The organism is Pelomonas sp. Root405 (genome assembly GCF_001425165.1).
Classification (GTDB): Bacteria; Pseudomonadota; Gammaproteobacteria; order Burkholderiales; family Burkholderiaceae_C; genus Pelomonas.
On the sequence record NZ_LMDU01000017.1, the window covers coordinates 176,004 to 197,375 of the forward strand.

The window sequence follows — 21,372 nt, forward strand, 5'->3', positions numbered from 1 at the left end:
CAATGTGCGGAATTGCTGGAATCCTGTCCATCTCCGACGTCAGCCAAGAGTCACTGCTGGGCACCGCAAAGGCGATGTCGGATGCCCTTCGCCACCGCGGCCCGGATGACGATGGGCAATGGGCAGACGCGGACAACGGCATCGCCTTCGGCCACCGCCGCCTGGCCATCGTTGACCTGACGCCGCTCGGCCATCAACCCATGAAGTCAGCATGCGGCCGCTATGTGCTGGCGTACAACGGCGAGATTTACAACCATCTGGCGCTGCGTGCGGAGATCGGTGCCTGGAACTGGCGCGGCCACTCGGACACGGAGACCCTGCTCGCGTGCATCACGCTCCACGGACTGCAGGCGACGCTGTCCAAACTGGTCGGCATGTTCGCGATCGCGTTGTGGGATCGGGAGCGGCGCGAGCTCACGCTGGCGCGCGACCGCATGGGAGAGAAGCCGCTCTACTGGGGCCGGCTGCCAAGCGGCGACATCGCCTTTGGCTCCGAACTGAAGGCGCTGCGCGCGCATCCGCGCTGGCAGGGCGAGATCGATCGGGATGCGCTGGCGCTCTATATGCGCCACAACGCGATCCCTGCTCCTTACAGCGTCTATCGCGGCGTCCGGAAATTGCGGCCGGGCGAATGGCTGACCGTCAAGCGCGACGGCACGACGCGCAGCGGCCAGTACTGGGACTGCATCACGGCAGCACGCTCGGGCCACGCGTCGCCGCTCGGTCTTGACGATGCGCAGGCCGTTGATGCGCTCGATGCCGTGCTCAGCGCCGCCGTGAAGGACCAAATGGTCGCCGACGTTCCCCTGGGCGCCTTCCTGTCGGGCGGCGTGGACTCGTCACTGATCGCCGCCATGATGTGCCGCCACGCCAGCGCACCCGTGCGCACCTTCACTATCGGCTTCACCGAGTCGGCCTACAACGAGGCCCATCATGCCAAGGCTGTGGCGGCTCATCTCGGAACCGATCACACAGAGCTGTACGTCAGCCCGGAAGATGCACTGGCCGTCATTCCGAAGCTGCCGGCCATCTACGACGAGCCTTTTGCAGATTCCTCGCAGATCCCCACCTTCCTGGTGGCCGAGATGGCGCGTCGACACGTGACAGTGGCCCTGTCAGGCGATGCGGGCGACGAGCTGTTCGCGGGCTACAACCGCTACCTCCTTGCCGACCGCGTCTGGCATCGCCTGGCGCGTCTGCCGCTCGCCGTGCGTCAAGTGGCCGCCAAGGCTGCGCTGGGACTGAGCCCGGGCGCGTGGAACGCGCTGGGCGGGCTGCTGCCCGCCACGCGTGCGCATGGCAATATTGGCGACAAGGTGCACAAATTCGCGCAGACGATGCTGCCCGCGCAGACGCAGGCCGAGATGTACCGCGCACTGGTTTCGCACTGGAGTGAGCCGGCGCGCACCGTGCTGGGAGCCACCGAACCGCCGACTCTGCTGCAACTCAAGCGTGAATCGTTCGCAGGCTTCTCTGACATCCAGTACATGAGCCTGCTCGACCAGATCACCTATCTGCCGGACGACATCCTCGTCAAGGTCGACCGGGCTGCCATGGCCGCCAGCCTCGAGACCCGCGCGCCACTGCTCGATCACCGCGTCGTCGAGTTCGCCTGGCGCGTGCCGATGCATCAGAAGATCCGCGGCGGCAAGGGAAAGTGGCTGATGCGCGAGTTGCTGTACCGCGATGTGCCGAGGGAACTGATCGAGAGGCCCAAGCAAGGCTTCGCCGTGCCGCTCGACGCCTGGCTGCGCGGGCCCCTGCGCGATTGGGCGGCCGACCTCATCGAACCTCGCGCACTGCACCGCGGCGGACTGTTCGACGTCGCAGAGGTCCAGCGTCGCTGGCAGGAACACCAGAGCGGAAAGCGCAACTGGCAATACCAGATCTGGGACGTGCTGATGTTTCAGGCTTGGTATCGCGAGACTAGCCGCGATTCGGGATTCGAGCAGTGCGGGGCTTCTCCGGCAGCTGAAGAGGCCTGCACCACGTGAAGATCGCCATCATTGCGAACTCGGCCTGGTATCTGCACAACTTCAGGCTCAACCTGGCCCAGGAGCTGCGCCAGGCCGGGCACCAGGTGCTGTTCATCAGCCCCATGGACAGCTACACCGGGATGCTGCAAGCCGCCGGCTTCGAGCATTTCAACTGGGACGTTGCCAGCGCCGGCATGAATCCACTGGCCGAGCTGGGCGCCGTGTGGCGGCTGCGCCGGCTGCTCGTCAACCAGCGTATCGACGCACTGCTGTCCTATACCCCGAAAGCCAACATCTACAGCGGCCTCGCGCTGTGGGGCCAAAAGACGCTTTTCCTGCCCAACATCTCCGGCCTCGGGCGTGCGTTCATCCAGCCCTCGGCCATCACCCTGCTGGTCGTGCAGCTCTACCGGCTGGCGCTGCGCCAGGCTCACCGGGTCATCTTCCAGAACATGGACGATCTGGGCGTGTTCACGACCCGAGGCGTGCTGCCGCGCAGCCAGGCGGTGCGCGTGCCGGGCTCCGGCGTGGACCTGCGGCGTTTCCTGCCTTCTCAACGTCCGCCTAGTCCTGGGCCGCAAACGCATTTCCTGTTCGTGGGCCGCCTGCTCAAGGACAAGGGCGCCGTCGAGTTCGCTGAGGCGGCGCGCATGCTCAAGCGCGACCATCCAGGCCTGCGCTTCACCATGCTGGGCTCGTCCACCTCCGACAACCCCACCGCCGTGCGCCCTGATCAGCTGCGCGAATGGAAGGACGCCGGCCTCATCGAGCACCAGGAGCACCTGGATGACGTGCGCCCCTTGCTCGACGCCGCCGACTGCGTGGTGCTGCCGTCCTACCGCGAAGGCGTGCCCCGCAGCCTGCTCGAGGCCGCTGCGATGGCCAAGCCCCTGGTGACGAGCGACGCGCCTGGTTGCCGCGACACCGTCGTCGACGGGGACAACGGCTACCTGTGCCAGCCTCGCTCGGTGGAGTCGCTGGCCCAGGCGATGCATCGCTTCGTCGCCCTCGACGCAGACGGCAAGCGCGCCATGGGCCTGCGCAGCCGGGCGCTGGCAGAGACGACCTTCGACGAACGGCGCGTCATCGACCAGTACCTGTACCTGTTGAGCCACCCCACGCCGCCGCGGGTGGCGTCCCAGGGCCCCGCAGAGCCGATGCCATACATCAGCGGACTACCGACGGTCCACGTGCTGCTGGCGACCTATTGCGGCGAAGCTTGGCTGGACGACCAGCTCGACACCCTGCTGGGCCAGCAGGGCGTGAACCTTGCCGTCACGGCGGGAGACGACGCTTCCACGGACGGCACCCTGAAGATCCTGAAGCGGCGGGCCGCCACGGACGCACGCCTCACCGTCACTGTCAACGACAAGCGCCTGGGCTCGGCGGCAGCCAACTTCTATCACCTGCTCAAGCGCTTCGCCCGCAGCAGCACCGCCGACTACATCGCGCTGGCCGACCACGACGACGTCTGGGAACCCAACAAGCTGGCGCGGCACATCGCGTTGGCACGCAGCCAGGCCGCCGCGGGCGTCTCTTCAGACGTCATCGCGTTCTGGCCCAATGGCCGCCGCATCTATATCCGCAAGTCGCATCCGCAGCGACGCTGGGATCACCTTTTCGAGCCGCCCGGCCCGGGCTGCACCTTCCTGATGACGCGCGCGTTTGCCTGCGAATGCGCTGACTGGATAGAACAGCTGGAGCGCAGCGGTGTCGGGCCATTGCCGAAGCACGACTGGTTTCTTTATCTCGTTGCGCGCTCCAGTGGTTACCGGTGGCACGTAGAGAACGCCAGCAGCATGTTCTACCGCCAGCACCCGCATAACGAAGTGGGCGCCAATGCCGGAGTCAAGGCGGCATTCCTGCGACTGCGTGAATTGGCCCGTGGCGGCTATCACCAGCAGATCCGGCAGGCTATCCACGTCTCGCGCATCGTCGCCGAGCAGCGTCGGCAACCGCTGCCGCCCGCCCATCTGAACGCGCTGCAGCTGCTGCGCCATGGCCGGCGACGCCGCCATGAGGCCTTGTTGCTGGCCGTGTTTTCCCCGTTTGGCATCCGCGCGAGCGCATGACGGCGCCTTCCATGCCCGACGCCCAGCTCTCTCTCTGGCAACGCGTGATGCGCCGCCTCGGCCACGCGATGGACTACCGCTGGCTGCACTGGCACCGGCTCGGCGAGCATCAACAGGCTGACTATCTGCGCCGCCTCTTCGACAGGCTGGACATCGACCTCGTCATCGACGTCGGCGCCAACCGCGGGCAGTACGCCGACTTCATTCGACGGCGCGTCGGCTACCGCGGCGAGATGGTCAGTTTCGAACCCATTCCCGCGCTGGCTCGGGACCTGAAGCAGCGAGGAGAGCGCGATGCGAAATGGAGCGTGCACGCGTGCGCCCTGGGCGCGCGCGCAGAGACACGCCCGTTCCATGTCGTCCAGAGTTCGCCGATGAGTTCGCTGCTGACGCCCTCCACCGAAGCGACGTCGCGGCTTTCCGACTTCACCACGGTGCGGGAGACCCTGGAGATCAACGTCGACACTCTGGACGCCGCGCTGACGAGCTTCCCGCACAGCCGCAATGTCTACCTCAAGCTCGATGTCCAGGGGTACGAACGCCAGGTGCTGGACGGCGCCATCGCCAGCATGCCGCGCATTGCGGCCCTGCAGGCAGAACTCAGCGTCGTGCCGATGTACGAAGGCCAGCCCCACTACCTCGACCTGATGACCCACATCGAGTCACTGGGCTACGTCCCTTCGCTGATCCCAGCCCACGACGCCAAGTTCTTCCCGCTGCTCATCGACTTCGACTGCCACTTCGTCAGCCGCCAGCGCCTTGCCGACCTGGGTGTACTGAACCGTGCCTGAGGTGCATCTTTTCGCGCCGCCGGCCCAGCTCAACGACGCGACCCACCAATACCTGGCCAGCCTGTCCGCCGTGCTGGACGAACTGGGCCACCAGCTCGTTCACACGCCCGATCTGGCCGCCATTCCGCACCGTGCCGATGTGCTGACCATCGAGTGCAAGAGTGCCGCCCGGATCAGCCTGCGCCGGCCACAGGCGCGGCTCTGGCAATGGCTGCAAGGGCTGTATCCGGAGGAGGCTCGATGGCAGTTCGACAGCCCGCTGCGGGAGTTCGCCTGGAACCGGGTCGAAGGCTGGGCCCTGCAACGCAGCCGCGGCGCGCTGATGGTGTCGCAGGCGATGCAGCAGCACTTCGCAGCGAAGTATCCGAGGCTGCAGCTGGACAGCGTCGTCATGCCGTGCGTCAACGCCACGCCGGTGCCGGACGCCTTCCGAAGTCCGGGCAAATATCGGCGCCCCGCCTTTGTCTACGCTGGCGGGCTGCAGCGCTGGCAATGCATGGCCGCCACGCTCACCGCGTTCGCGGCCGTCCATCGCCTGTTGCCGGAGGCCACGCTGACGCTGCTGACCGCCGACCAGGAGCAGGCCGCGGCCCTGGTGCAGTCCCTCGGCACGCCGTCGACCCGCATCGCCTACGTGCCGGTCGCGGATTTGCCCCAGGCGCTCGCCGCCTTCAAATACGGGTTTGTGCTGCGCGAGGACCATGTCGTCAACCGCGTCGCCACGCCCACCAAGGTGTCGAGCTACATGGCCGCCGGCGTCATACCGGTCATGACACGCGCCGCACAGGACTTCGCGCAACGCCTCGAACCGACATCACCCATCGTCTGGCTCGATAACCTTGATGCCGCGCACATCCGTCAGCGGGTGCTTGCGCTGGAGGCGCTGCCGCTCGACGCCGAAAGCGTGCTGGCCGCCTACCGCGCCGCCTTCGACCGCTACCTCGACCCTGCCGGCTACCGGCCCGCGCTGCGCGACTTCTTCTCGCGAACCGGCATGGGAGCCGCTTGATGGCCATGTGGCGGGAATTGCTGTCGCGCTCGGCCTGGCTCACCGCCGGCAGTGTTGTCGGCCGCCTGGCGCCCTATGCCGTGCTCATTGCACTCGGGCGGCAGCTTGACCCCGTGGCCTTTGCCTCGCTGTCCATCGCATTCGCCTGGGCGTCGGTGGCGGCCAGCCTCGTCACCGCCGCGCTGGGCGCGGTAACCACGCAGCGGCTGGCGGCCGACCCCGGCCCCGGGCGGCGCATGCTGGCACTGCGGGCGCTGGGCCAGGGCGCGGCCTGGTCCGGCCTGCTGACGATCGCCATCGCGGCCCTCGGCGCTCCGGTCGCCGTCCGCGCTTTCGGCGATCACCTCGATCCGGCGGCCTTCTGGCCCGCGCTCGCGCACGGCCTGGCCTGGTCACTGACGCTGCTTGTCGGCGCCCTGCTCAACGGCTTGCATGCGGTGCGCCGCTCGGCGCTGGTGCTTGGCGTTGGCGGCATCGGCCAGGCGCTGGGCATGGGCTTCGGTTTCGTCACCGGCCACAGCCTCGGCGCATCGCTTTGGGGGCTGGCGCTGGGCAGCGCCGCTTCGCTCGCCTTGGGGCTCGTCTTGCTGCATGGCGCATTGCCGCCGGCTGAGCCCTGCGCGCTCCAGAAGCCACGGTTTCGACTGGACGTGGCCTGGGGCACGCTTGCCAACGCTGCCGTGACCCCCGTCGCCTTTGCCGCCGCTGCGCTGGTCACGCGGCATGGCGCGCCTGCCGAAGACCTGGCGCAATACCAGGCGCTGGAACAGGTCCATCAGCTGCTGCTCTTCGCACCCGGCCTGATCGGGCAAGCCCTGCTGCCTCTGCTCGCGGCGCACGACCGCGGCAGCGAGGCGCAGCGCAGCCTGCGCCCGTGGGTCTACCGCAGCGCCGCAGCGGGCCTGCTGGCGGCCACCCTGATCGGTTGGCGGCCCGAGTGGGTCCTGCACGCCCTCGGCAACCCGGCACTGACCGATCTGTGGGCCACGCGCTGGATGCTGTGCAATGCCAGCCTTGCGCTCGCACTCAGCCTGCTTCACAACGAACTGATGGCGCGCAGGCTCTATGCTCCGGCGGCCCTGCTCAGCCTGTCGTGGGCGGCCGTCTTCCTCGGATTGGGCAGTCTGTTCGGCGGCGTGGCGGGCATGCAGGCGGGCCGGCTCGTCGCCTCGCTGCTGCTGTTTGCCGCCGTCTGCGCCCTCACCTCGCGCCCCTTTCGATCCGCATGACCCGCGTCCGCATCCTCACTGTCGTCGGCACCCGGCCCGAGGCCATCAAGCTCGCGCCGCTCATCCAGCGCCTGCAGGCCCATCCGGACGTCGATCACCTGTTGTGCGCCACCGGCCAACACCAGGAGATGCTGGCCCAGGCCCTTAAGGCCTTCGGACTGACCCCGGACGAGAACCTGGGGCTGATGCAGGATCAACCCGACCTGAATCAGCTCACGGCCGGCACGCTGACCGGCATCGGCGAGCTCATCCGCACCACGCACCCCGATCGCGTTGTCGTGCAGGGCGATACGACCACTGCCTTTGCCGCCGGCCTTGCAGCCTTTCATGTCCAGGTGCCGCTGGCCCATGTGGAAGCCGGGTTGAGAACCGGCCAGCGTCATTCGCCCTGGCCCGAGGAGATCTACCGCCGCACCCTGTCGCTGCTGGCCGACGAGCATTTCGCCCCCACGCCGTGGGCCGCAGCCCAACTGCGCCGCGAAGGCATTGCCGAAGCGGCCATCCACATCACCGGCAACACCGTCATCGACGCGTTGCAGTGGGTGTGCGGCCGCACCGACCTGGATGCGCTGCTCGAGCGGGAGCTGGGCCCCGAGCTCTGCGCCAAGCTGGCCCAAGGGCGGCGCCTCATCCTGGTCACCGGCCACCGGCGCGAGAATCTCGACCATGGGCTGGCGGCCACCTGCGCCGCGCTGCGCCAGCTCGCCGCTCGTGGCGATGTGGACATCGTCTTCCCCGTCCACCTCAATCCTCGTGTGCGCGAGACTGTCGCCACCCTGCTGGCCGGCACGTCGCACATCCACCTGATCGAACCGCTGGACTACCTCGGCTTCGTCGCGTTGATGCGCCGCTGCCATCACATCATCACCGACAGCGGTGGCATCCAGGAAGAAGCGCCCGGCCTCGGCAAGCCCGTCCTGGTCACCCGTGACACCACCGAGCGCCCGGAAGCCATCGAGGCCGGCACCGCCCTGCTCATCGGCCAGCACACCGAACCGCTGGTCGCGGCCAGCAACCAGTTGCTCGACAACCCGGCCGCCTTCGCCGCCATGGCCCAGGCCCGCCACCCCTTTGGTGATGGGCGAGCCAGCGAGCGCATCGTCGCCGTCCTGCTGCAGGCCGGCGCCCGACGATGACGCCCATCTACACGCTGATCACGCCGCGGCTCGACGCCACCGGGCCCAACAACGTCGCTGCCGAACTCGCGCGCGCTGCGCTCGCGAGGGGCTGGCAGGTGCGCTGGCTCTATCTTTCATCCGGCCCCGGCCGCGCCGATCTGGCGGGAGTGCATGAGGTGCGCCGCTTCCGGCTTGCCGACCTCTGGCGCCTGCGGGGTCTCGTCCACACCCACTGCCTGCGTCCCGACCTGCTCGGCGCGCTGCTCGCCGCCTCGCCCCAGCGCCGCGTGATCACCACGGCGCACAACAACTTCCTGGCCGACCTTCGCCATGGCTACGCGCGTTGGAAAGTCCGGATCGCCTGGTCGCTCTGGCGCCGCGCCGTCGCGCGACTGGACCGACGCTTCTGCGTCTCGCGCGCCAGCCAGCGACATTACGCACGGCTGGCGCCGGAACTGAGCTTCGACGTGGCCTACAACTTCCGCGCGCCGGTCGCGACGGCACCCTTGCCCCGCCCGGTCGCCGCGTGGCTGGCGGAGCAGCGCGCCGCGGGACGCACGGTCCTCGCCTGCGTCGGCACGCTGTCCACGCTGAAGAACGTCACGGCGCTGCTGCCCGCCCTGCGCGCCGATGCCACCCTGGCACTGGCGCTTTGTGGCGACGGCCCGCTGCACGCCTCGCTCGAGTCCGCCGCAGCCGAGTTCGGCGGCCGTCTTTTTCTTGCCGGCCATGTCGCCCAACCCGGCCCCGTCCTCGAAGCGGCCGATGCGATGGTGCTGCCCTCGCTGACCGAAGGCCTGCCGCTGGTCGTCGTGGAGGCGCTGCGCGCCGGCTGTCCCTGCCTGCTGTCCAACATCGCCGTCCATCGGGAGCTGGCCGCGCTGGGCGCGGGCCTGACCTTCGACCACCATCGCTTGACCGATTTCCATACCCAGCTGCGCACGCTGTTGACTCGTGCGACGCCGGAGCACCGGGCCGGGTTGAAGCGGCTATGGGAAAATCGGTTTTCGCCGGTGGTCGGGTTCGCGCCCTACGCCGTACTCGCCCGCTGATGCTCATGCCCTACGCCTATCAAGCCCTGGACACCCAGGGCCGCCTGCAAAAGGGCGAACTCGACGCTTCTACCGAAGACGAAGCCACTGAAGCGCTGGCCCGGCAGGGGCTCAGCCCCATCGAGCTGAAACCATTGCGCAAGCGCCGCACTGCGCAAGGCCGCAAAGGCCGCCGCGAGAAGCCACGCGTGGCCGCCATGCTGCTGGTGCGCGAACTCGCCTCGCTGCTGCAGGCGGGCGTCACGCTGGAGGAGTCGCTGCGCACCCTGCTCGATGGCCGTCGCGACGTTCCCCAAGGCGAGCCGCTCACTGCCGTGCTGTCGGCTGTGCTGTCCGGGGAACGATTCTCCGCCGCACTTCAACAGCAGGCCGGGTCTCCCGCCCTGCCACTGCCACCCTATGTGCTCGCCCTGGTTGCAGCCGGTGAATCGACGGGCGATCTGCCCGCCGCGCTGACCCGCGCTGCCGAGCAACTCGATTTCGATGAACAGATCCGGGCGGAGACCTCCGAGGCGCTGGTCTATCCCAGCATCCTGATCGGCGCGGGCGTATCGGCCGTGCTCTTCGTGTTTTCTTTCGTCGTGCCGCGCTTCTCCAGCCTGCTGGCCGGCAAGAACGTCGAACTGCCCTGGCTGTCGGCGGCCGTGCTGACCGTCGGCACGTTCTTCAACGAGCATGTCGTCGCCGTCATGTTGGGCATGGCGGCTACCGTTGCTATTGGAATTGCGGTACGCCGAGCGCTGGGGCCCCAGCGCATCAGGAGCATGTTGTCGCAATGGCCGCTGCTCGGTCCCTGGCTGCATCAGCAGGAGCTGTCGCGCTGGACCGGCATGCTTGCGCTGATGCTGCAAAGCCGGGTGCCCATCCTGACTGCACTCGACCTCACGGCCGCTGCCGTCAGCCTGCCCGATATCCAGCACGGGCTGCGCGAGTGCGTCGCGGACATCGGCCGTGGCGAACCGCTCTCGCGCTCGCTGCAGGAGCGCCAACTGCTGCCTGCCACCGCCCTCAGCATGGTGCGTGTAGGCGAACGCACAGGCCAGCTCGGGCAGATGATGGGCCACGTGGCCGCCTACTCGCTGGAGGCGAACCGCAGCACCCGGCGCCGCCTGGTCGCGCTGATCGAGCCGGCGGCCATTTTGGTGCTGGGCGGTATCATTGCGCTCGTCGTCGTGGGCGTTGTGCTGGCCCTCACGTCCCTGTCTGAGGTGAAGTTCTGAACATGTTCAACAAGGCCCGCCGCACCCGCGGCTTCACGCTGCTCGAAATGCTGGTGGTCCTCGTGATCATTGGCTTGGTCGCCGGCCTCGTCGGCCCGCGTCTTTTCGCTAAGGTCGACTCCTCCAAGGTGCAGACCGCCGGCGTGCAGATCAAGCTGCTGCGCGGTGCCGTCGAATCCCTGCGCATGGACATCGGCAGCTACCCGACGACCGAGCAAGGTCTGGATCTTCTGAGCACGCCGCCCACCGACCCCAAGCTGCGGGAGCGCTGGAAAGGTCCCTACCTCGATGAGGCCGTGCCGCAGGACCCATGGAGCAATCCGTATCAGTACCGCGTACCGGGCGAGGATGGCCGCGCCTTCTCCATTATTTCGCTTGGCGCCGACGGCAAGCCGGGAGGGGAAGGCATCGATGCGGACGTCGGCACCACCAAGAAGCCGGGCGCCGACGCGCCGAACTGACCCCGCCACGATGCCCGGCCGCCTCCGTGCTGACGGCGGCTTCACGCTGATCGAAGTCGTCGTGGCGCTCGCCATCATCGGCCTGGTTGCGGCCGTGGCCGTACCCGCGCTCGCGCGGCGGCTGGACGCCGCCTACCGGGCCGCTGACCTAGCCCAGGTGGTTGGCAGCGCCCGCTTGCTACCGGTGCGGGCTGCTGCGATGGGGGCAGAACTCAAGCTCGACGCTAGCGGTCTTATCCGCCCGATGGCTGATGGTCAGCCGCCGATGGATCTCCCACCTGGCTGGACGCTGGTGCCGCAGGATCCCCCGCCACGCTTGGGCCGTGCCGGTAGCTGCACTGAGGGCAGCCTGCTGTTGACCGCCCCGACACCCGTGCGCACTTGGCGCCTACATTTCGGCGCACTGAGCTGTGAGCTGCAGGTCACCGAGCTGGGAGGCGGTTCGTGAACACTGTCCGCGGCATTGCGCTGCTTGAGGTCATCGTGGCTCTGGTGATCGTCGCCACCTTTGGCGCCGGGCTCTTCAGCTGGGCGGGCCAGACCTACCGCACCGCCAACCGCGCGGTGGAGTTGCTTGACGAGGCCGAGATCGAACGCAACCTGATCGAGTTGAGCCAGGCTATCAATCCCGCCAATCAGCCGCAAGGCAAGCTGCAGACCGAACTCTACGTCTACGACTGGCAATCCGAGCCGCTGCGCCCACTGGTGGACCAGGTCCGGCATCCCATGGGCATGAGCCCCTACCAGGTGGCGCTTTACAAGGTCAACCTGCGCGTGCTGCGCCGGGCTGACGAGGTGATCGTGCTGCAGCGTGACTTGCAGGTCGCGGGACACAGGGCCGCGCGCGCAAGGCCCTCTGGCATCTTCGGCGCCAACCCGCCATGAGTCGCTCCCGGCCGTTTCACCGGCAACTCGGCCTGTCGCTACTCGAGGTATTGGTTACCGTCACCATCTTCGCCATGCTGTTCGCCGTCCTCACGCTCGGCTGGCACCAGAGCCTGAACGCGCAGGCCAAGCTTGGTGCTGCCGCCGAACATGCCCGCACCCACCAGCAACTCGCGCTCTTGCTGCGCCAGTTGATCAGCGAAACACTTGTTCCGGACTACCAAGCCGGCGTGGAGTTCAGTGCCGATGACAAGGGCTTCGTCGCCGAGACCAGCACCTCGCTCCTCGCCACCATCGGCGCAGCACCGCTGCCCACCTCCGTCAAGCTTGAAACCACCGACGCTGGCCGACGGCTGCAGATCACCCATGGCGACGCCGACAGCCAGCCCCTGCCCTGGCGCTTCAGCCAGGCTCGCTGGCGTTACCTCGACCAAGCCGGCGCCTGGCACGACGCCTGGCCCCCACCGTCGCCGCAAGCCGGCATGCCGCTGCCGATGGAGCGCGACAGCTATTTACCGGTGCTCGTGGCCTTTTCGTACACCTTCATCGGCGAGACCCGCTCCCACGAACTCCTGGCCGCACCGCGGGCCTCCAGTTGGCGCCTGAGCGAGCCGTCCTCGCCCATCGCCGACTTGAACAGTCCATGAAAGCGCCTCAAGCCTGCAGCGGATTCGTGCTGCCCGTGACCGTCGCCATCCTCGCGCTGATCGCGGTGGGCATAGCGATGATGGCCCAACGCAGCGACGAATTGCGCCGGCTCGTGTTGGCCATCGAGGCAGACCGGATCGCTACCCGGCAAGTCGCGGAAGCGAGCGCCGACGCTCTTTTTCTCAGCGGCGCCCTCTACCGCCGCGGCGACAGCATGGGATCGATCAAGCTCGACGGCCGGCCCTATCTCAGCAGCTCCGGCGCCGTGGTCCGCTACACCGACGCCGGCGCGCTGCTCGGCCTGCGCCGCGCACCCCGCCAGGACATTTATCAATTGCTTGTCGCCCTTGGCCTGGCCGACCACGGCCAGATCGAAAGACTGACGGACGCGCTGCTCGACTACACTGACAAGGACGATCTGGAGCGGCTCAACGGCGCCGAGTTGCCCGATTACCTCCCCGCCAAGCTCCCGCCCCCTCGCAATGGCCGCGTGCTCACCCCGGCCGAGCTGCAGCGGCTTGTCGGTTGGCGGGACCTGCCGCAGGATTTCCTGGAACGCTTTGCCGCCAACGTCCACACCGGCCCGGTGCGCTCGGTGAACCGCTACACCGTTGTAGGTCCGGTGCTCTCCGCCATGACCGGCCTCGACCGGACCGTGGCGGACGAACTCGTGAAAGCTCGCGTGCCCGGCACCTTCCTGAACATTGACGCCCTGCCGACGCTCGCCGAAACCAGTTTCTTAGCCATGGGCCGTTACATCACCGTCCCGTCCAGTGAGGTGTTGGTCACAATCTGCCCTTTGCGCGTCGACTGGTGCCAGCACCTGTCAGTGTCGAGCACGGGCGAGAGCGCGTTCACCCCCTGGCATGTCAACTACAGCTACCGCCAGCCGCGCCGACAACCGCTTCCCGACCCCAAACAGCTCCAAGCCCTGCCAGACCAGTTGCCCGACACGCCGCCGCCGCCGCTGTGGTCCCCCTTCAGCAACGACCTGTCCAGCCCCCCATCTCCGCCCTGACGCCGTCGCCGAGGAATGTTCAGCCGCCCCAGCTTTGTCCCCATCGAGCGCAGTGAGCTGCGCCATGTGACGCTCAAACTTCCGCCGCTGAAGGGGCGCGCGCTGCAGTCTGCGATGCGCCTGCAGCTGCTGCCCTACGCTCCAGCCGGCGCGCGACTGGCCTTTGTCTATCGAGAGCAGGGCGACGGTCAGACCCATGCCTGGCTGTGGCAGCCAGCTGCCGATGTCCAGGCCAGCAAACTGCGACAGCACTGGCCAGAACCCTTGCTCGAACAAGCCGGCCAGGGACCGCGCCTGCTGGCTCGCGGCGCGGGCAGCGAAGCGCAGTACTGGGTCGACGGTGAACTTCGACTGACCCGCTGGTGGCCCTCCTTGCCCACAGCGCAGGACTGGGCCCTCTTCGTGCGTGCCGCCGGCCTGCAACCCGACGATCACCCGCTTCCGCAGCGTAGCGCGCCTGCCAAGCTCGGCGCTCCCTCTCAGCAATGGCTGCGCGGCGACAACCTTCCCGCGGCAGACCCATGGGCCGGCTGGCGCTGGCAGGCCGCCGTCTTGCTGCTGGGCGGCCTGATCGCCTTCGGCATTGGCGCGCACCTGCAGACCTTGCACCAGTTGCGCGACGATCAGGCATTGCTCAAGCAACTGCGCAGCGAGCGGGAGCAGGCCCTGGGCCAGCGCAGCCGTTACCTGTCGCTGCGCGACGACTTCGATGCACTTCGCGCACTCGCTCCACGCAGTTCGCAGCTCGAGCTGCTGGACAAGGTGGTCGCCAGCGGCATCCTCGCCGCGCCACCTGGCGTGCCGCCAGTAGCGGCGTCCGCCCCGCCAGCCACGCCGGGGGCCATTACCGCCCCCCCAACCAATGCCGCGGTCGCCGCGCCGGTCGCCCCCAGCCTGGCCGAATGGGACTACCGCAACAGCCAGCTCAAGCTCACGCTCGACATCCCCGAGGGCCAGCTCGTCATGCTTGACATCACCCGGCGCATCGAACGGCTGCAAGGCTTCAGCGACGTGCGCATCGGCCTCGACTCATCCAACACCAGCCTAATCCTGAACATGCGTGTCGTCGGCCCATGAGCACGCTCGCCACTCAACTTTTGTCCCAGTGGCGGCAGCTGCGCGCCCAACTGCGGCCCTCGCCCCAGAACCGCACGCTGTGGCTTCTGATCGGCCTCGGCCTGCTCGCCGCAGGTGGCGAGCTGGGCATGCGGGCCTGGGAGTACCAGCAGAAGCTCGACCGGGAACTTGCCGCTCAGCGCAAGCGGGTCCAGGCCTTGCAGATCTCGGCCGACCGCGTCGACTGGGTGCAGTTGAGCGACCAGCTCGGCACCGCGCAGCAGACGCTGCAGAAACAGCTTTGGCACGCGCCCTCCGAAGCGCAGGCCCAGGCCATGCTCCGAGATTGGCTAAGCAGCATGCTGAAGGAGGCGGACATTGCCCGCCCCACCCTGCGCCTGCAGCCCGTACAGCCTGCCACGCCGGCTCAGGCGGCTTCGGCCAGCGAGCCCGCCGAAACCACGACACCGTCTGGCCTGGGTGCTCGGCTGGCCCGCGAGGCCGTGCGTGCGCGTGCGCAGATCAGCTTCGAACTCGCGCCCGGCACGCTGGAAACCGTGCTGCAGCGCATCGAGCGCGGTGGCCAGCTCGCCAGCGTCGACGCGTTGTCGGTCTCCAAGCGCAGCCGCCGCGTCGAGATGAGCGTCTCCATACCCGTCATCATTGAAGCTTTGCCTGCGGACAACGCCGTCGCCAAGCCTGCCACCCGATGAACGCCTTGCTCACCCATCCGCTCGCCCGCCTCGCTGCGGCATGGATCGCCTGGGCAGGCCTGGCCGCGCTGGGCTGGTGGTGGCACCAGCCTGCACCGCTGCCCGGGCCGGCAGCGGCTGCCGCGCAGCCGCCCGCGCCGCCCGCAATCCGCGGCACGGCCGATCTGTCGCGCGACCCGTTGGCCTCCCGCCTTCAGGCGCTTGACCCTTTCGCACTGAAGCGGACCGCCGCAGCCCCGACACCTGGCACCGCTACGACGGCGGGCGCAGGTGGCGACGACATAGTCTGGCGCTTCGCCGCCCTGACCGAAAACCGCGGCCAACGCCAGCTGGTGATGACCGCCAATGAGCATCCCCCGCTGCTGTTGAAGGCCGGGGACAAGCTGCCCAACGGCGAACGCATCAAATCCATCGGCGCTACCGGCGTCCTGCTGCAGGACGCCAAAGGCCGAAAGCGCACCATTCAGTTGATCGAGCCATGACCAAGCCCGCCCCATCCACGCCTCACCTGTTGCCCCGCCGCCTGATCGCCACGGCCGCGGCCGCCTCGGTGGCGACACTGCTCGCCGGCTGCCAGCATCTGACGTCCCCCATCCTTCCAGATCGTCGTGCCGAATCGGCGGAGCCCTTGCCCATCCGGGGTGCGCCCGCAGGAGCGCCTGCTTCCGCCGCGGGCGCAGAGCAGGCCGGCAACGTCCGCCTTTTCCAGACCCCCGCAGCCCAACCCGGCGGGCGCAGTGCCACGCGCGCAAACCCTGCGCGCAGCAATCCTGCCGAGCCCGATATCGAAGCTTCGGTCGCGCTGGAACAACTGCCACTGCCCGTCTTCATCGACACCGTCTACGCCACCATCCTCAAGCGCAACGTTTCGGTCGACCCGGCTATCGCCACGCGCAAGGAACTGGTCTCGCTCAAGTCGGGCAAGACGTTGTCCGCAACGGCGCTGGCCGAGGCCGCGCGGGCGGTGCTCAAGAGCTACGGCATAGCCGTTACTGAGTTCGACAACCTTGTGCGGGTTACACCCGCGGGCGGCAACGCCGGCTACCTGCCCGAACTGCAACGTGGCCGCGCGTCTGCCGACGTGCCGCAATCGCTGCGCCCGGTGTTCTACATGGCCGAACTGGAAAGCGTCAGCCCCAGCAACGTGAGCAGCTGGCTCAAAACGTTGTTCGGGCAGCGCGTCAACGTGCAGGACGACTTGGCTCGCCAAGCCGTCTTGCTCAGCGGCCAGACCGATGACGTGAACGCGGCCCTAGAGGCCATTCAGGTGCTGGACCAGCCCCTGATGCGGGGCCGCACGAGCGCCCGCATCGCGCCCCTGTACTGGTCGGCCGACGAACTCTCGAAGAAGCTGACCGATGTTCTTCAGGCCCAGGGTTACAGCGTCGGCAACAGCGGCACCGCGCAGGCCCCGGTCATCCTGTTGCCCATCGGCCCATTGAATTCCGTCATCGTCTACGCCACGTCAGACAACGTGCTCAACCACGTGCTGCGCTGGGCCACGGAACTCGACCAGCCCGCCAGCGGCCGTGGCTCGGCCGGCTATTTCACCTATCCCGTACGCAACATGGATGCGGGCGAACTGGCCAAGACGCTGCAGGAGGTCATGAATCCTGCTGCTGCCCCCGGCCCGAACAGCACCGCGGTCAAGTCCCGCGTGGTCGTCAATGCGGCCAGCAACACCCTCATCATTCAAGGCAGTCCCACCGAGTACCAGCAATGGTTCGGCCTCTTGCAGGAACTGGACCGCCCCGCCCGAACCGCGCTTGTTTCTGTCACAGTCGCTGAAGTCGCGCTGGACGACACCGAGACCCTGGGTTTCAAATGGATTCTTGACCAGTTCCGTATCGGTGGATTCAACGTCAATCTGAGCAGCCTCACCAGCACCGGCAGTAGCGCGGGCATGGTGGCGCAAATCACCAGCCGCACCAGCAGCACCAACGCGCTGTTGAACGCGCTCGCCGTCGCCAGCAAGGCCCGCATCCTCGCCAACCCCAGCATCCTGGCTCGAAATGGAGAGACCGCGTCCATCCAAGTCGGACAGGACGTGCCAATCATCACCCAGCAGCAGCAGGCCACCAATGGCTCCGGCGTGCCTGGTGGCGGCTCGTCGGCCAATGTGCTGCAGACCATTCAGTACCGCAACGCCGGCGTCATCCTCAACGTCAAGCCCGTCATTCACGCGGGTGGCCGTATCGACCTCGACGTGAGCCAGGAGGTCTCTGCAGTCGTGGCCACCGACCTTGGTGTTCAAACAACCCCCACCTTTTCCAGCCGCAAACTCACGACCAAGCTCTCTGTGGCAGACGGCACAACCGTGCTGCTCGGCGGACTCATGCGCATGGACAACACCGTATCCAACAGCGGCATTCCCATGTTGAAGGACATCCCCGTGGTCGGCCATCTCTTCAAGAGCAGCACCGACAAGCGCGTCCGCACGGAACTCGTCGTGCTCGTGACGCCGTACGTCATCAACGACGAATTCGAGGCGCGTGCCATCACTGACGCATTCCGCCGGCAGTTCAGCTGGGACAACAGCACGCCTTTGCAACAGTTGCGCCCACCGTTGGTCGACCCCGTCACTCGCCCGCCCGCGGCGATTCGTCCCGGCGATGCCAACGTCGGCAAGCCTTATGAGCTACCGCCCGTCGAAGCCGAGAAGCCCTCGAGACCAAGTGCAGCCGCCTCCGGCGTTGGCACGCAACAACAATCCGCTCAGGACTTTCCCCTGGGTACAGCCACCCGACCGGCCGGAGTCCTCGACTCTTCCGCTAACGTTCGCTCCCAAGCCGGCGCTCCTGCGACGCCAGCCTCTGATCCCCAGCCCCGCCGGGCCGGTGACAAGCCGAATTCGGGTGCAGGGAAGCCTGTAGAAGACCCACAGCTACTGAAGGAGCTCATGGATGCCGTGAACCGCAAGCGATGACCACCAACCCTGCGGTGCCTCGGTTGTGTCTCACACAGACGTAAAGACCGCAACCATCCCTTCAGGGGTTGAATAAACCCCTCAGACAAACCCGATACTTTCAACAAAACGAGCATTGCATAACGTTTCGCCATTGCCGCCCCCTGGGCAGTGGGTATACTGCTCGGTAGCTGTCACATCAACCAACGGTGCAGCGGTGTGTCCGGCAAACCTAGGTCCGGCATGCTTGTTGAGGTGTCAACTTCAATCGTTCTCTTGATCGAGGAAATTTCAATGAAACAAAAGCTTCTTTCTGCACTGGTCGTGGCCGCTGTCGCTGGCATGGCTGTCAATGCCAACGCTGGCGTGATCCAGTCTTCTTACAAGAACTACGCCGCTGAAGTCTTCGGCGACAACACCGTTGTTCTGACCGCTCCGACGATCGGTTACGCGCTGGCTCTGCCGCTGACCGGCACGCAAGCCAACCCCAACAGCTTCACCATCAGCTGGACGCTGTCCGGTGGCGCTACTTGGAACGCTGCACCCGCTGCCGCCACGATCGTGCTGGCCCAACCTGATGGCACGGTGCCCGTCGCTGGCCCCACGACCTATCAAGTCGCCGCTCCCACGCTGAGCGCTGACAAGACGACGCTGACCGCCGTCATCACCGTGTCCTCGAACTTCACCACCGGTTCGCAAGTCGTTCTGGGCGGTGGCGGTGCCGTGCAAGTCACCAAGGTTGGTACCACACTGGGTGCTCCCGCCCTGTCGACCGACGGTTGCAGCGATGCAGTCGCCTCGGTCAACGTGACGGCCAAGCTGACGAACGCTGCTGGCACCGAATTCGATTCGAACTTCACGCTGGCTCCGCTGCTGAACACGACCCCCATCGTGCAGTCGCGTCGCGCGCTCGAAGTGCTGGCCCTGAGCTCGTCTGCCTTCCCGCGCACGACCCTCGGCGCCGTGGACACCGACATCGAGCAATCGAGGGTCGATGTGCTGCAGCCTTCCGGCGGCAAGCTGTTCCTGAACAACCCGGTGGATATCACGAACAGCACCACCGTGCTGAACCTGGGCCAGGTCATCGTGCGTGACCGTTCCGTTCTGTTCGACCTGAACGGCACGAACGCGTACAGCGTGGGCACCGCCGCCTTCGGCACGAACCCGGCCAGCGCCGTCGGTATCGTCGAAGCCAATGGCATCACCTTCAAGGTCTCCGGCAAGTTCGCTACCGGTGCCACGGTGACCGTTGCGCGTAACTCGATTGCCGCCACTGGCGAGACGGTTGTGGGTGCTGCCATCGCGTCCACGACCACGTTCAATGCAGACCGCACGGAAGCCACCGTCACGGTCGCTGCCGGCGACCTGACCGATGCCAACTTCACGCAAGACGGCAACGGCGCCACGGCGACTGCTCGCCGCCTGAACGTGCTGTACACCGTGCCTGGCACCTCGGCGGTTCCGGTTACTCAGTTCAAGCTGGTCAGCGGTCAGCTGAACAAGTTTGCCTCGTCGCTGGAAGCACCGAACGTTGCCTGCCCGGGTAACCTGTACAACCTGATCGCCAATGGCGTGCAAGTTGACGTGCGCAACTACGTGCCGGACGTCGCTGCGGCTCCGTCGGGTGGCTGGAAGAGCATCGTCCGTATCATCAACACGGACGAATCGCAAACGGCTGACGTGAACGCTACGGTTCTGCATCGCAATGGCGACCTGGGCGCTTCGGCTCTCCTGGTGACCCTGAAGCCGCGTGAAGTGGTGTACCTGCAAAGCGCTCAGATCGACGCCAAGCTGAATGCTGCCGCTACCGCGACCGCCACCAGCTTCGGTGCTGATGACATTGGCCAGAACGCTCGCCTGCGTCTGACCGCTGCCAACTCGTCGATCCGCGTCCAGAACTACCTGTTCAACCCGGCCAACGGCAACTTCATCGAAGGTTCGTCGGCTCAGGGCGACGAAGGCCCGGCGCTGGCAGTTCGCGATTCCGTGAACAAGTAATCTCTTCGGAGATTGCACCTAAAGCGGAGGGCTTCGGCCCTCCGTTTTTTTTTGCCGACGCTGTATTGGCGACAACTGCGGCAGCTCTATATGTTTGCTTGAAGCGCCCCAGGGCATACCGCGCGGTAGCAGCGCCGCGGAGACGCTGGCCGAGCCTTTACTGGATCAGAAGATCCGTGAATCGGCCGTCCACACCCAGCCGCTTCCACACGGCGTCAAAAGCGGCCTCAGAAACCGGTACTGCGCCTCCATCCAGCTCAAGGTCGTGGAAGCGCGTGTAGCCCGCCTGCAAGACAGCTTGCTTCAGTGCGTCATACGAGCCGTTGCGCTGCATGCCGTACGGCCAGAATTCGACGACCAGCGGCGGTCTGCTCTCCAGACTGCGGGCGGCGCCCTGCAGCACAAAGCCCTCGAAGCCTTGCGTGTCCATCCAGATCAAGCAGCCCTGCAGGTCACCGTTGATCTGGCTGTCCAGGCTTTCGCAACGCACCACGGTGCGTTCGCGTCGCGCTTCACTGAACCGACCGTCCAGCGTGCCAAAGCTAACGCGATGATCACCGAAGTTGTCCTCCGACAGCTCAAACAGAAGTTGCTCGCCATCCCGTGCTCCCAATGCCATATTGCGCGCCTCGACGCGGGACGCCAGTCCATTGAGATGGATATTTGCCGTCAGTAACGAGAAATTGAAGGCCTCGGGTTCGAAGGCAAGGGCTCTTTCGAACAGCCCACGCTTCACCGCGGCGATGCAGATGCAGCCAATGTTGGCCCCGATATCCAGCAGCAGTGCGGGCCGGAATGTCGGCCCCAACAAATGCATGACCTTCTCGAATTTTTCGAAATCAAACTGCCCCTTGACATACAGCTCACGGGCAATGGCCCGGTCCGCCGACGACACCAGATAGGTCTCCTGGCCCCGTTGGCTAACCAGCACGGCGCCGGCAGGAGCCGCGTCGAATACCGCCATGCGCCAGGATGCGCTGCGCTGCAAGCCTGCCCAGTGCAGCGCACGCGCCAGCGCTGTGGCCACCTCGCGCAAGCCTTTGCGCAGCAAGCGCTGCCGTGGGGCGGAAGAAGTGGAAGCAGAGGAACTGGGAGCGGAAGACATGCAATGGGTGGCGCGGGTGCGCGAAGCAACGCGCGATTCTAGGAAACGGCCAGCCGGCAACCGAAGTCCATTCGTGCCCCCGCCTATGATCCGGGCCGCGACGTCCCATCTTCTTC

At 66.7% G+C, this 21,372-nt stretch carries 19 protein-coding genes; 18 read left to right on the forward strand and 1 reads right to left on the reverse strand.

Annotation, left to right across the window (positions count from 1 at the left end; genetic code table 11):
- The first annotated feature begins 2 nt into the window (after positions 1-2).
- From asnB to ASC81_RS25265, 18 genes are all read left to right on the forward strand, one after another.
- Positions 3-1,994 (forward strand): asparagine synthase (glutamine-hydrolyzing), encoded by a 1,992-nt coding sequence (asnB, locus tag ASC81_RS25180; protein WP_056273818.1) that lies wholly within the window; start codon positions 3-5, stop codon positions 1,992-1,994.
- Positions 1,991-4,048: a glycosyltransferase gene (locus ASC81_RS25185; protein WP_056273820.1), complete on the forward strand. Its 2,058-nt coding sequence runs from the start codon at positions 1,991-1,993 to the stop codon at positions 4,046-4,048. The genes asnB and ASC81_RS25185 overlap by 4 nt, the downstream gene beginning before the upstream one ends.
- Positions 4,045-4,839 carry an FkbM family methyltransferase gene (locus ASC81_RS25190; protein ID WP_056273823.1) on the forward strand — a complete coding sequence of 265 codons (795 nt, stop codon included), beginning with the start codon at positions 4,045-4,047 and terminating at the stop codon, positions 4,837-4,839. Before ASC81_RS25185 ends, ASC81_RS25190 begins: the two co-directional genes overlap by 4 nt.
- A 1-nt stretch (position 4,840) precedes the next feature.
- Positions 4,841-5,848, forward strand: a complete 1,008-nt coding sequence (locus ASC81_RS25195) for a hypothetical protein (RefSeq protein ID WP_056273826.1) — start codon at positions 4,841-4,843, stop codon at positions 5,846-5,848.
- Positions 5,848-7,077, forward strand: a complete 1,230-nt coding sequence (locus tag ASC81_RS25200) for a lipopolysaccharide biosynthesis protein (protein WP_056273829.1) — start codon at positions 5,848-5,850, stop codon at positions 7,075-7,077. Before ASC81_RS25195 ends, ASC81_RS25200 begins: the two co-directional genes overlap by 1 nt.
- Positions 7,074-8,213, forward strand: coding sequence for a non-hydrolyzing UDP-N-acetylglucosamine 2-epimerase (wecB, locus tag ASC81_RS25205; RefSeq protein ID WP_056273834.1), 1,140 nt, complete (start codon positions 7,074-7,076; stop codon positions 8,211-8,213). The genes ASC81_RS25200 and wecB overlap by 4 nt, the downstream gene beginning before the upstream one ends.
- Complete coding sequence (locus ASC81_RS25210; protein ID WP_056273838.1) at positions 8,210-9,247, forward strand: glycosyltransferase; 1,038 nt, start codon at positions 8,210-8,212, stop codon at positions 9,245-9,247. The genes wecB and ASC81_RS25210 overlap by 4 nt, the downstream gene beginning before the upstream one ends.
- A 197-nt stretch (positions 9,248-9,444) precedes the next feature.
- The gene (locus tag ASC81_RS25215; protein ID WP_235533786.1) at positions 9,445-10,467 is read left to right on the forward strand and encodes a type II secretion system F family protein; all 1,023 of its coding nucleotides are present in this window, start codon (positions 9,445-9,447) and stop codon (positions 10,465-10,467) included.
- A 2-nt stretch (positions 10,468-10,469) separates the two neighbouring features.
- On the forward strand, positions 10,470-10,928 hold the full coding sequence (gspG, locus tag ASC81_RS25220; protein WP_056273844.1) for a type II secretion system major pseudopilin GspG: 459 nt from the start codon (positions 10,470-10,472) through the stop codon (positions 10,926-10,928).
- Positions 10,929-10,938: 10 nt separating this feature from the next.
- Positions 10,939-11,376 carry a type II secretion system protein gene (locus ASC81_RS25225; RefSeq protein WP_056273848.1) on the forward strand — a complete coding sequence of 146 codons (438 nt, stop codon included), beginning with the start codon at positions 10,939-10,941 and terminating at the stop codon, positions 11,374-11,376.
- On the forward strand, positions 11,373-11,813 hold the full coding sequence (locus ASC81_RS25230) for a type II secretion system protein (RefSeq protein WP_056273850.1): 441 nt from the start codon (positions 11,373-11,375) through the stop codon (positions 11,811-11,813). Before ASC81_RS25225 ends, ASC81_RS25230 begins: the two co-directional genes overlap by 4 nt.
- Positions 11,810-12,460 (forward strand): prepilin-type N-terminal cleavage/methylation domain-containing protein, encoded by a 651-nt coding sequence (locus ASC81_RS25235; protein WP_156392426.1) that lies wholly within the window; start codon positions 11,810-11,812, stop codon positions 12,458-12,460. Before ASC81_RS25230 ends, ASC81_RS25235 begins: the two co-directional genes overlap by 4 nt.
- Positions 12,457-13,479, forward strand: a complete 1,023-nt coding sequence (locus ASC81_RS25240) for a type II secretion system protein GspK (RefSeq protein WP_056273852.1) — start codon at positions 12,457-12,459, stop codon at positions 13,477-13,479. The genes ASC81_RS25235 and ASC81_RS25240 overlap by 4 nt, the downstream gene beginning before the upstream one ends.
- A gap of 15 nt (positions 13,480-13,494) precedes the next feature.
- On the forward strand, positions 13,495-14,556 hold the full coding sequence (locus ASC81_RS25245) for a hypothetical protein (protein ID WP_056273856.1): 1,062 nt from the start codon (positions 13,495-13,497) through the stop codon (positions 14,554-14,556).
- Positions 14,553-15,248, forward strand: coding sequence for a hypothetical protein (locus tag ASC81_RS25250; protein WP_056273858.1), 696 nt, complete (start codon positions 14,553-14,555; stop codon positions 15,246-15,248). Before ASC81_RS25245 ends, ASC81_RS25250 begins: the two co-directional genes overlap by 4 nt.
- Complete coding sequence (locus tag ASC81_RS25255) at positions 15,245-15,730, forward strand: hypothetical protein (protein ID WP_056273861.1); 486 nt, start codon at positions 15,245-15,247, stop codon at positions 15,728-15,730. The genes ASC81_RS25250 and ASC81_RS25255 overlap by 4 nt, the downstream gene beginning before the upstream one ends.
- Positions 15,727-18,174 carry a type II secretion system protein GspD gene (locus ASC81_RS25260; RefSeq protein WP_056273863.1) on the forward strand — a complete coding sequence of 816 codons (2,448 nt, stop codon included), beginning with the start codon at positions 15,727-15,729 and terminating at the stop codon, positions 18,172-18,174. The genes ASC81_RS25255 and ASC81_RS25260 overlap by 4 nt, the downstream gene beginning before the upstream one ends.
- Positions 18,175-18,447: 273 nt before the next feature.
- The gene (locus ASC81_RS25265; RefSeq protein WP_056273865.1) at positions 18,448-20,151 is read left to right on the forward strand and encodes a hypothetical protein; all 1,704 of its coding nucleotides are present in this window, start codon (positions 18,448-18,450) and stop codon (positions 20,149-20,151) included.
- Between the two features lie 157 nt (positions 20,152-20,308).
- On the opposite strand, the gene ASC81_RS25270 is transcribed toward ASC81_RS25265, so the two are convergent.
- On the reverse strand, positions 20,309-21,256 hold the full coding sequence (locus ASC81_RS25270; protein ID WP_082536823.1) for an FkbM family methyltransferase: 948 nt from the start codon (positions 21,254-21,256) through the stop codon (positions 20,309-20,311).
- Between the last annotated feature and the right edge of the window lie 116 nt (positions 21,257-21,372).

Bases quoted from the DNA above. Each gene is read 5' to 3' on its own strand.
- asnB (WP_056273818.1), top strand. From the start codon at position 3: ATGTGCGGAATTGCTGGAATCCTGTCCATCTCCGACGTCAGCCAAGAG.
- ASC81_RS25190 (WP_056273823.1), top strand. From the start codon at position 4,045: ATGACGGCGCCTTCCATGCCCGACGCCCAGCTCTCTCTCTGGCAACGC.
- ASC81_RS25200 (WP_056273829.1), top strand. From the start codon at position 5,848: ATGGCCATGTGGCGGGAATTGCTGTCGCGCTCGGCCTGGCTCACCGCC.
- wecB (WP_056273834.1), top strand. From the start codon at position 7,074: ATGACCCGCGTCCGCATCCTCACTGTCGTCGGCACCCGGCCCGAGGCC.
- ASC81_RS25210 (WP_056273838.1), top strand. From the start codon at position 8,210: ATGACGCCCATCTACACGCTGATCACGCCGCGGCTCGACGCCACCGGG.
- ASC81_RS25215 (WP_235533786.1), top strand. From the start codon at position 9,445: ATGCTGCTGGTGCGCGAACTCGCCTCGCTGCTGCAGGCGGGCGTCACG.
- gspG (WP_056273844.1), top strand. From the start codon at position 10,470: ATGTTCAACAAGGCCCGCCGCACCCGCGGCTTCACGCTGCTCGAAATG.
- ASC81_RS25225 (WP_056273848.1), top strand. From the start codon at position 10,939: ATGCCCGGCCGCCTCCGTGCTGACGGCGGCTTCACGCTGATCGAAGTC.
- ASC81_RS25235 (WP_156392426.1), top strand. From the start codon at position 11,810: ATGAGTCGCTCCCGGCCGTTTCACCGGCAACTCGGCCTGTCGCTACTC.
- ASC81_RS25240 (WP_056273852.1), top strand. From the start codon at position 12,457: ATGAAAGCGCCTCAAGCCTGCAGCGGATTCGTGCTGCCCGTGACCGTC.
- ASC81_RS25245 (WP_056273856.1), top strand. From the start codon at position 13,495: ATGTTCAGCCGCCCCAGCTTTGTCCCCATCGAGCGCAGTGAGCTGCGC.
- ASC81_RS25250 (WP_056273858.1), top strand. From the start codon at position 14,553: ATGAGCACGCTCGCCACTCAACTTTTGTCCCAGTGGCGGCAGCTGCGC.
- ASC81_RS25255 (WP_056273861.1), top strand. From the start codon at position 15,245: ATGAACGCCTTGCTCACCCATCCGCTCGCCCGCCTCGCTGCGGCATGG.
- ASC81_RS25260 (WP_056273863.1), top strand. From the start codon at position 15,727: ATGACCAAGCCCGCCCCATCCACGCCTCACCTGTTGCCCCGCCGCCTG.
- ASC81_RS25265 (WP_056273865.1), top strand. From the start codon at position 18,448: ATGAAACAAAAGCTTCTTTCTGCACTGGTCGTGGCCGCTGTCGCTGGC.
- ASC81_RS25270 (WP_082536823.1), bottom strand. From the start codon at position 21,256: ATGTCTTCCGCTCCCAGTTCCTCTGCTTCCACTTCTTCCGCCCCACGG.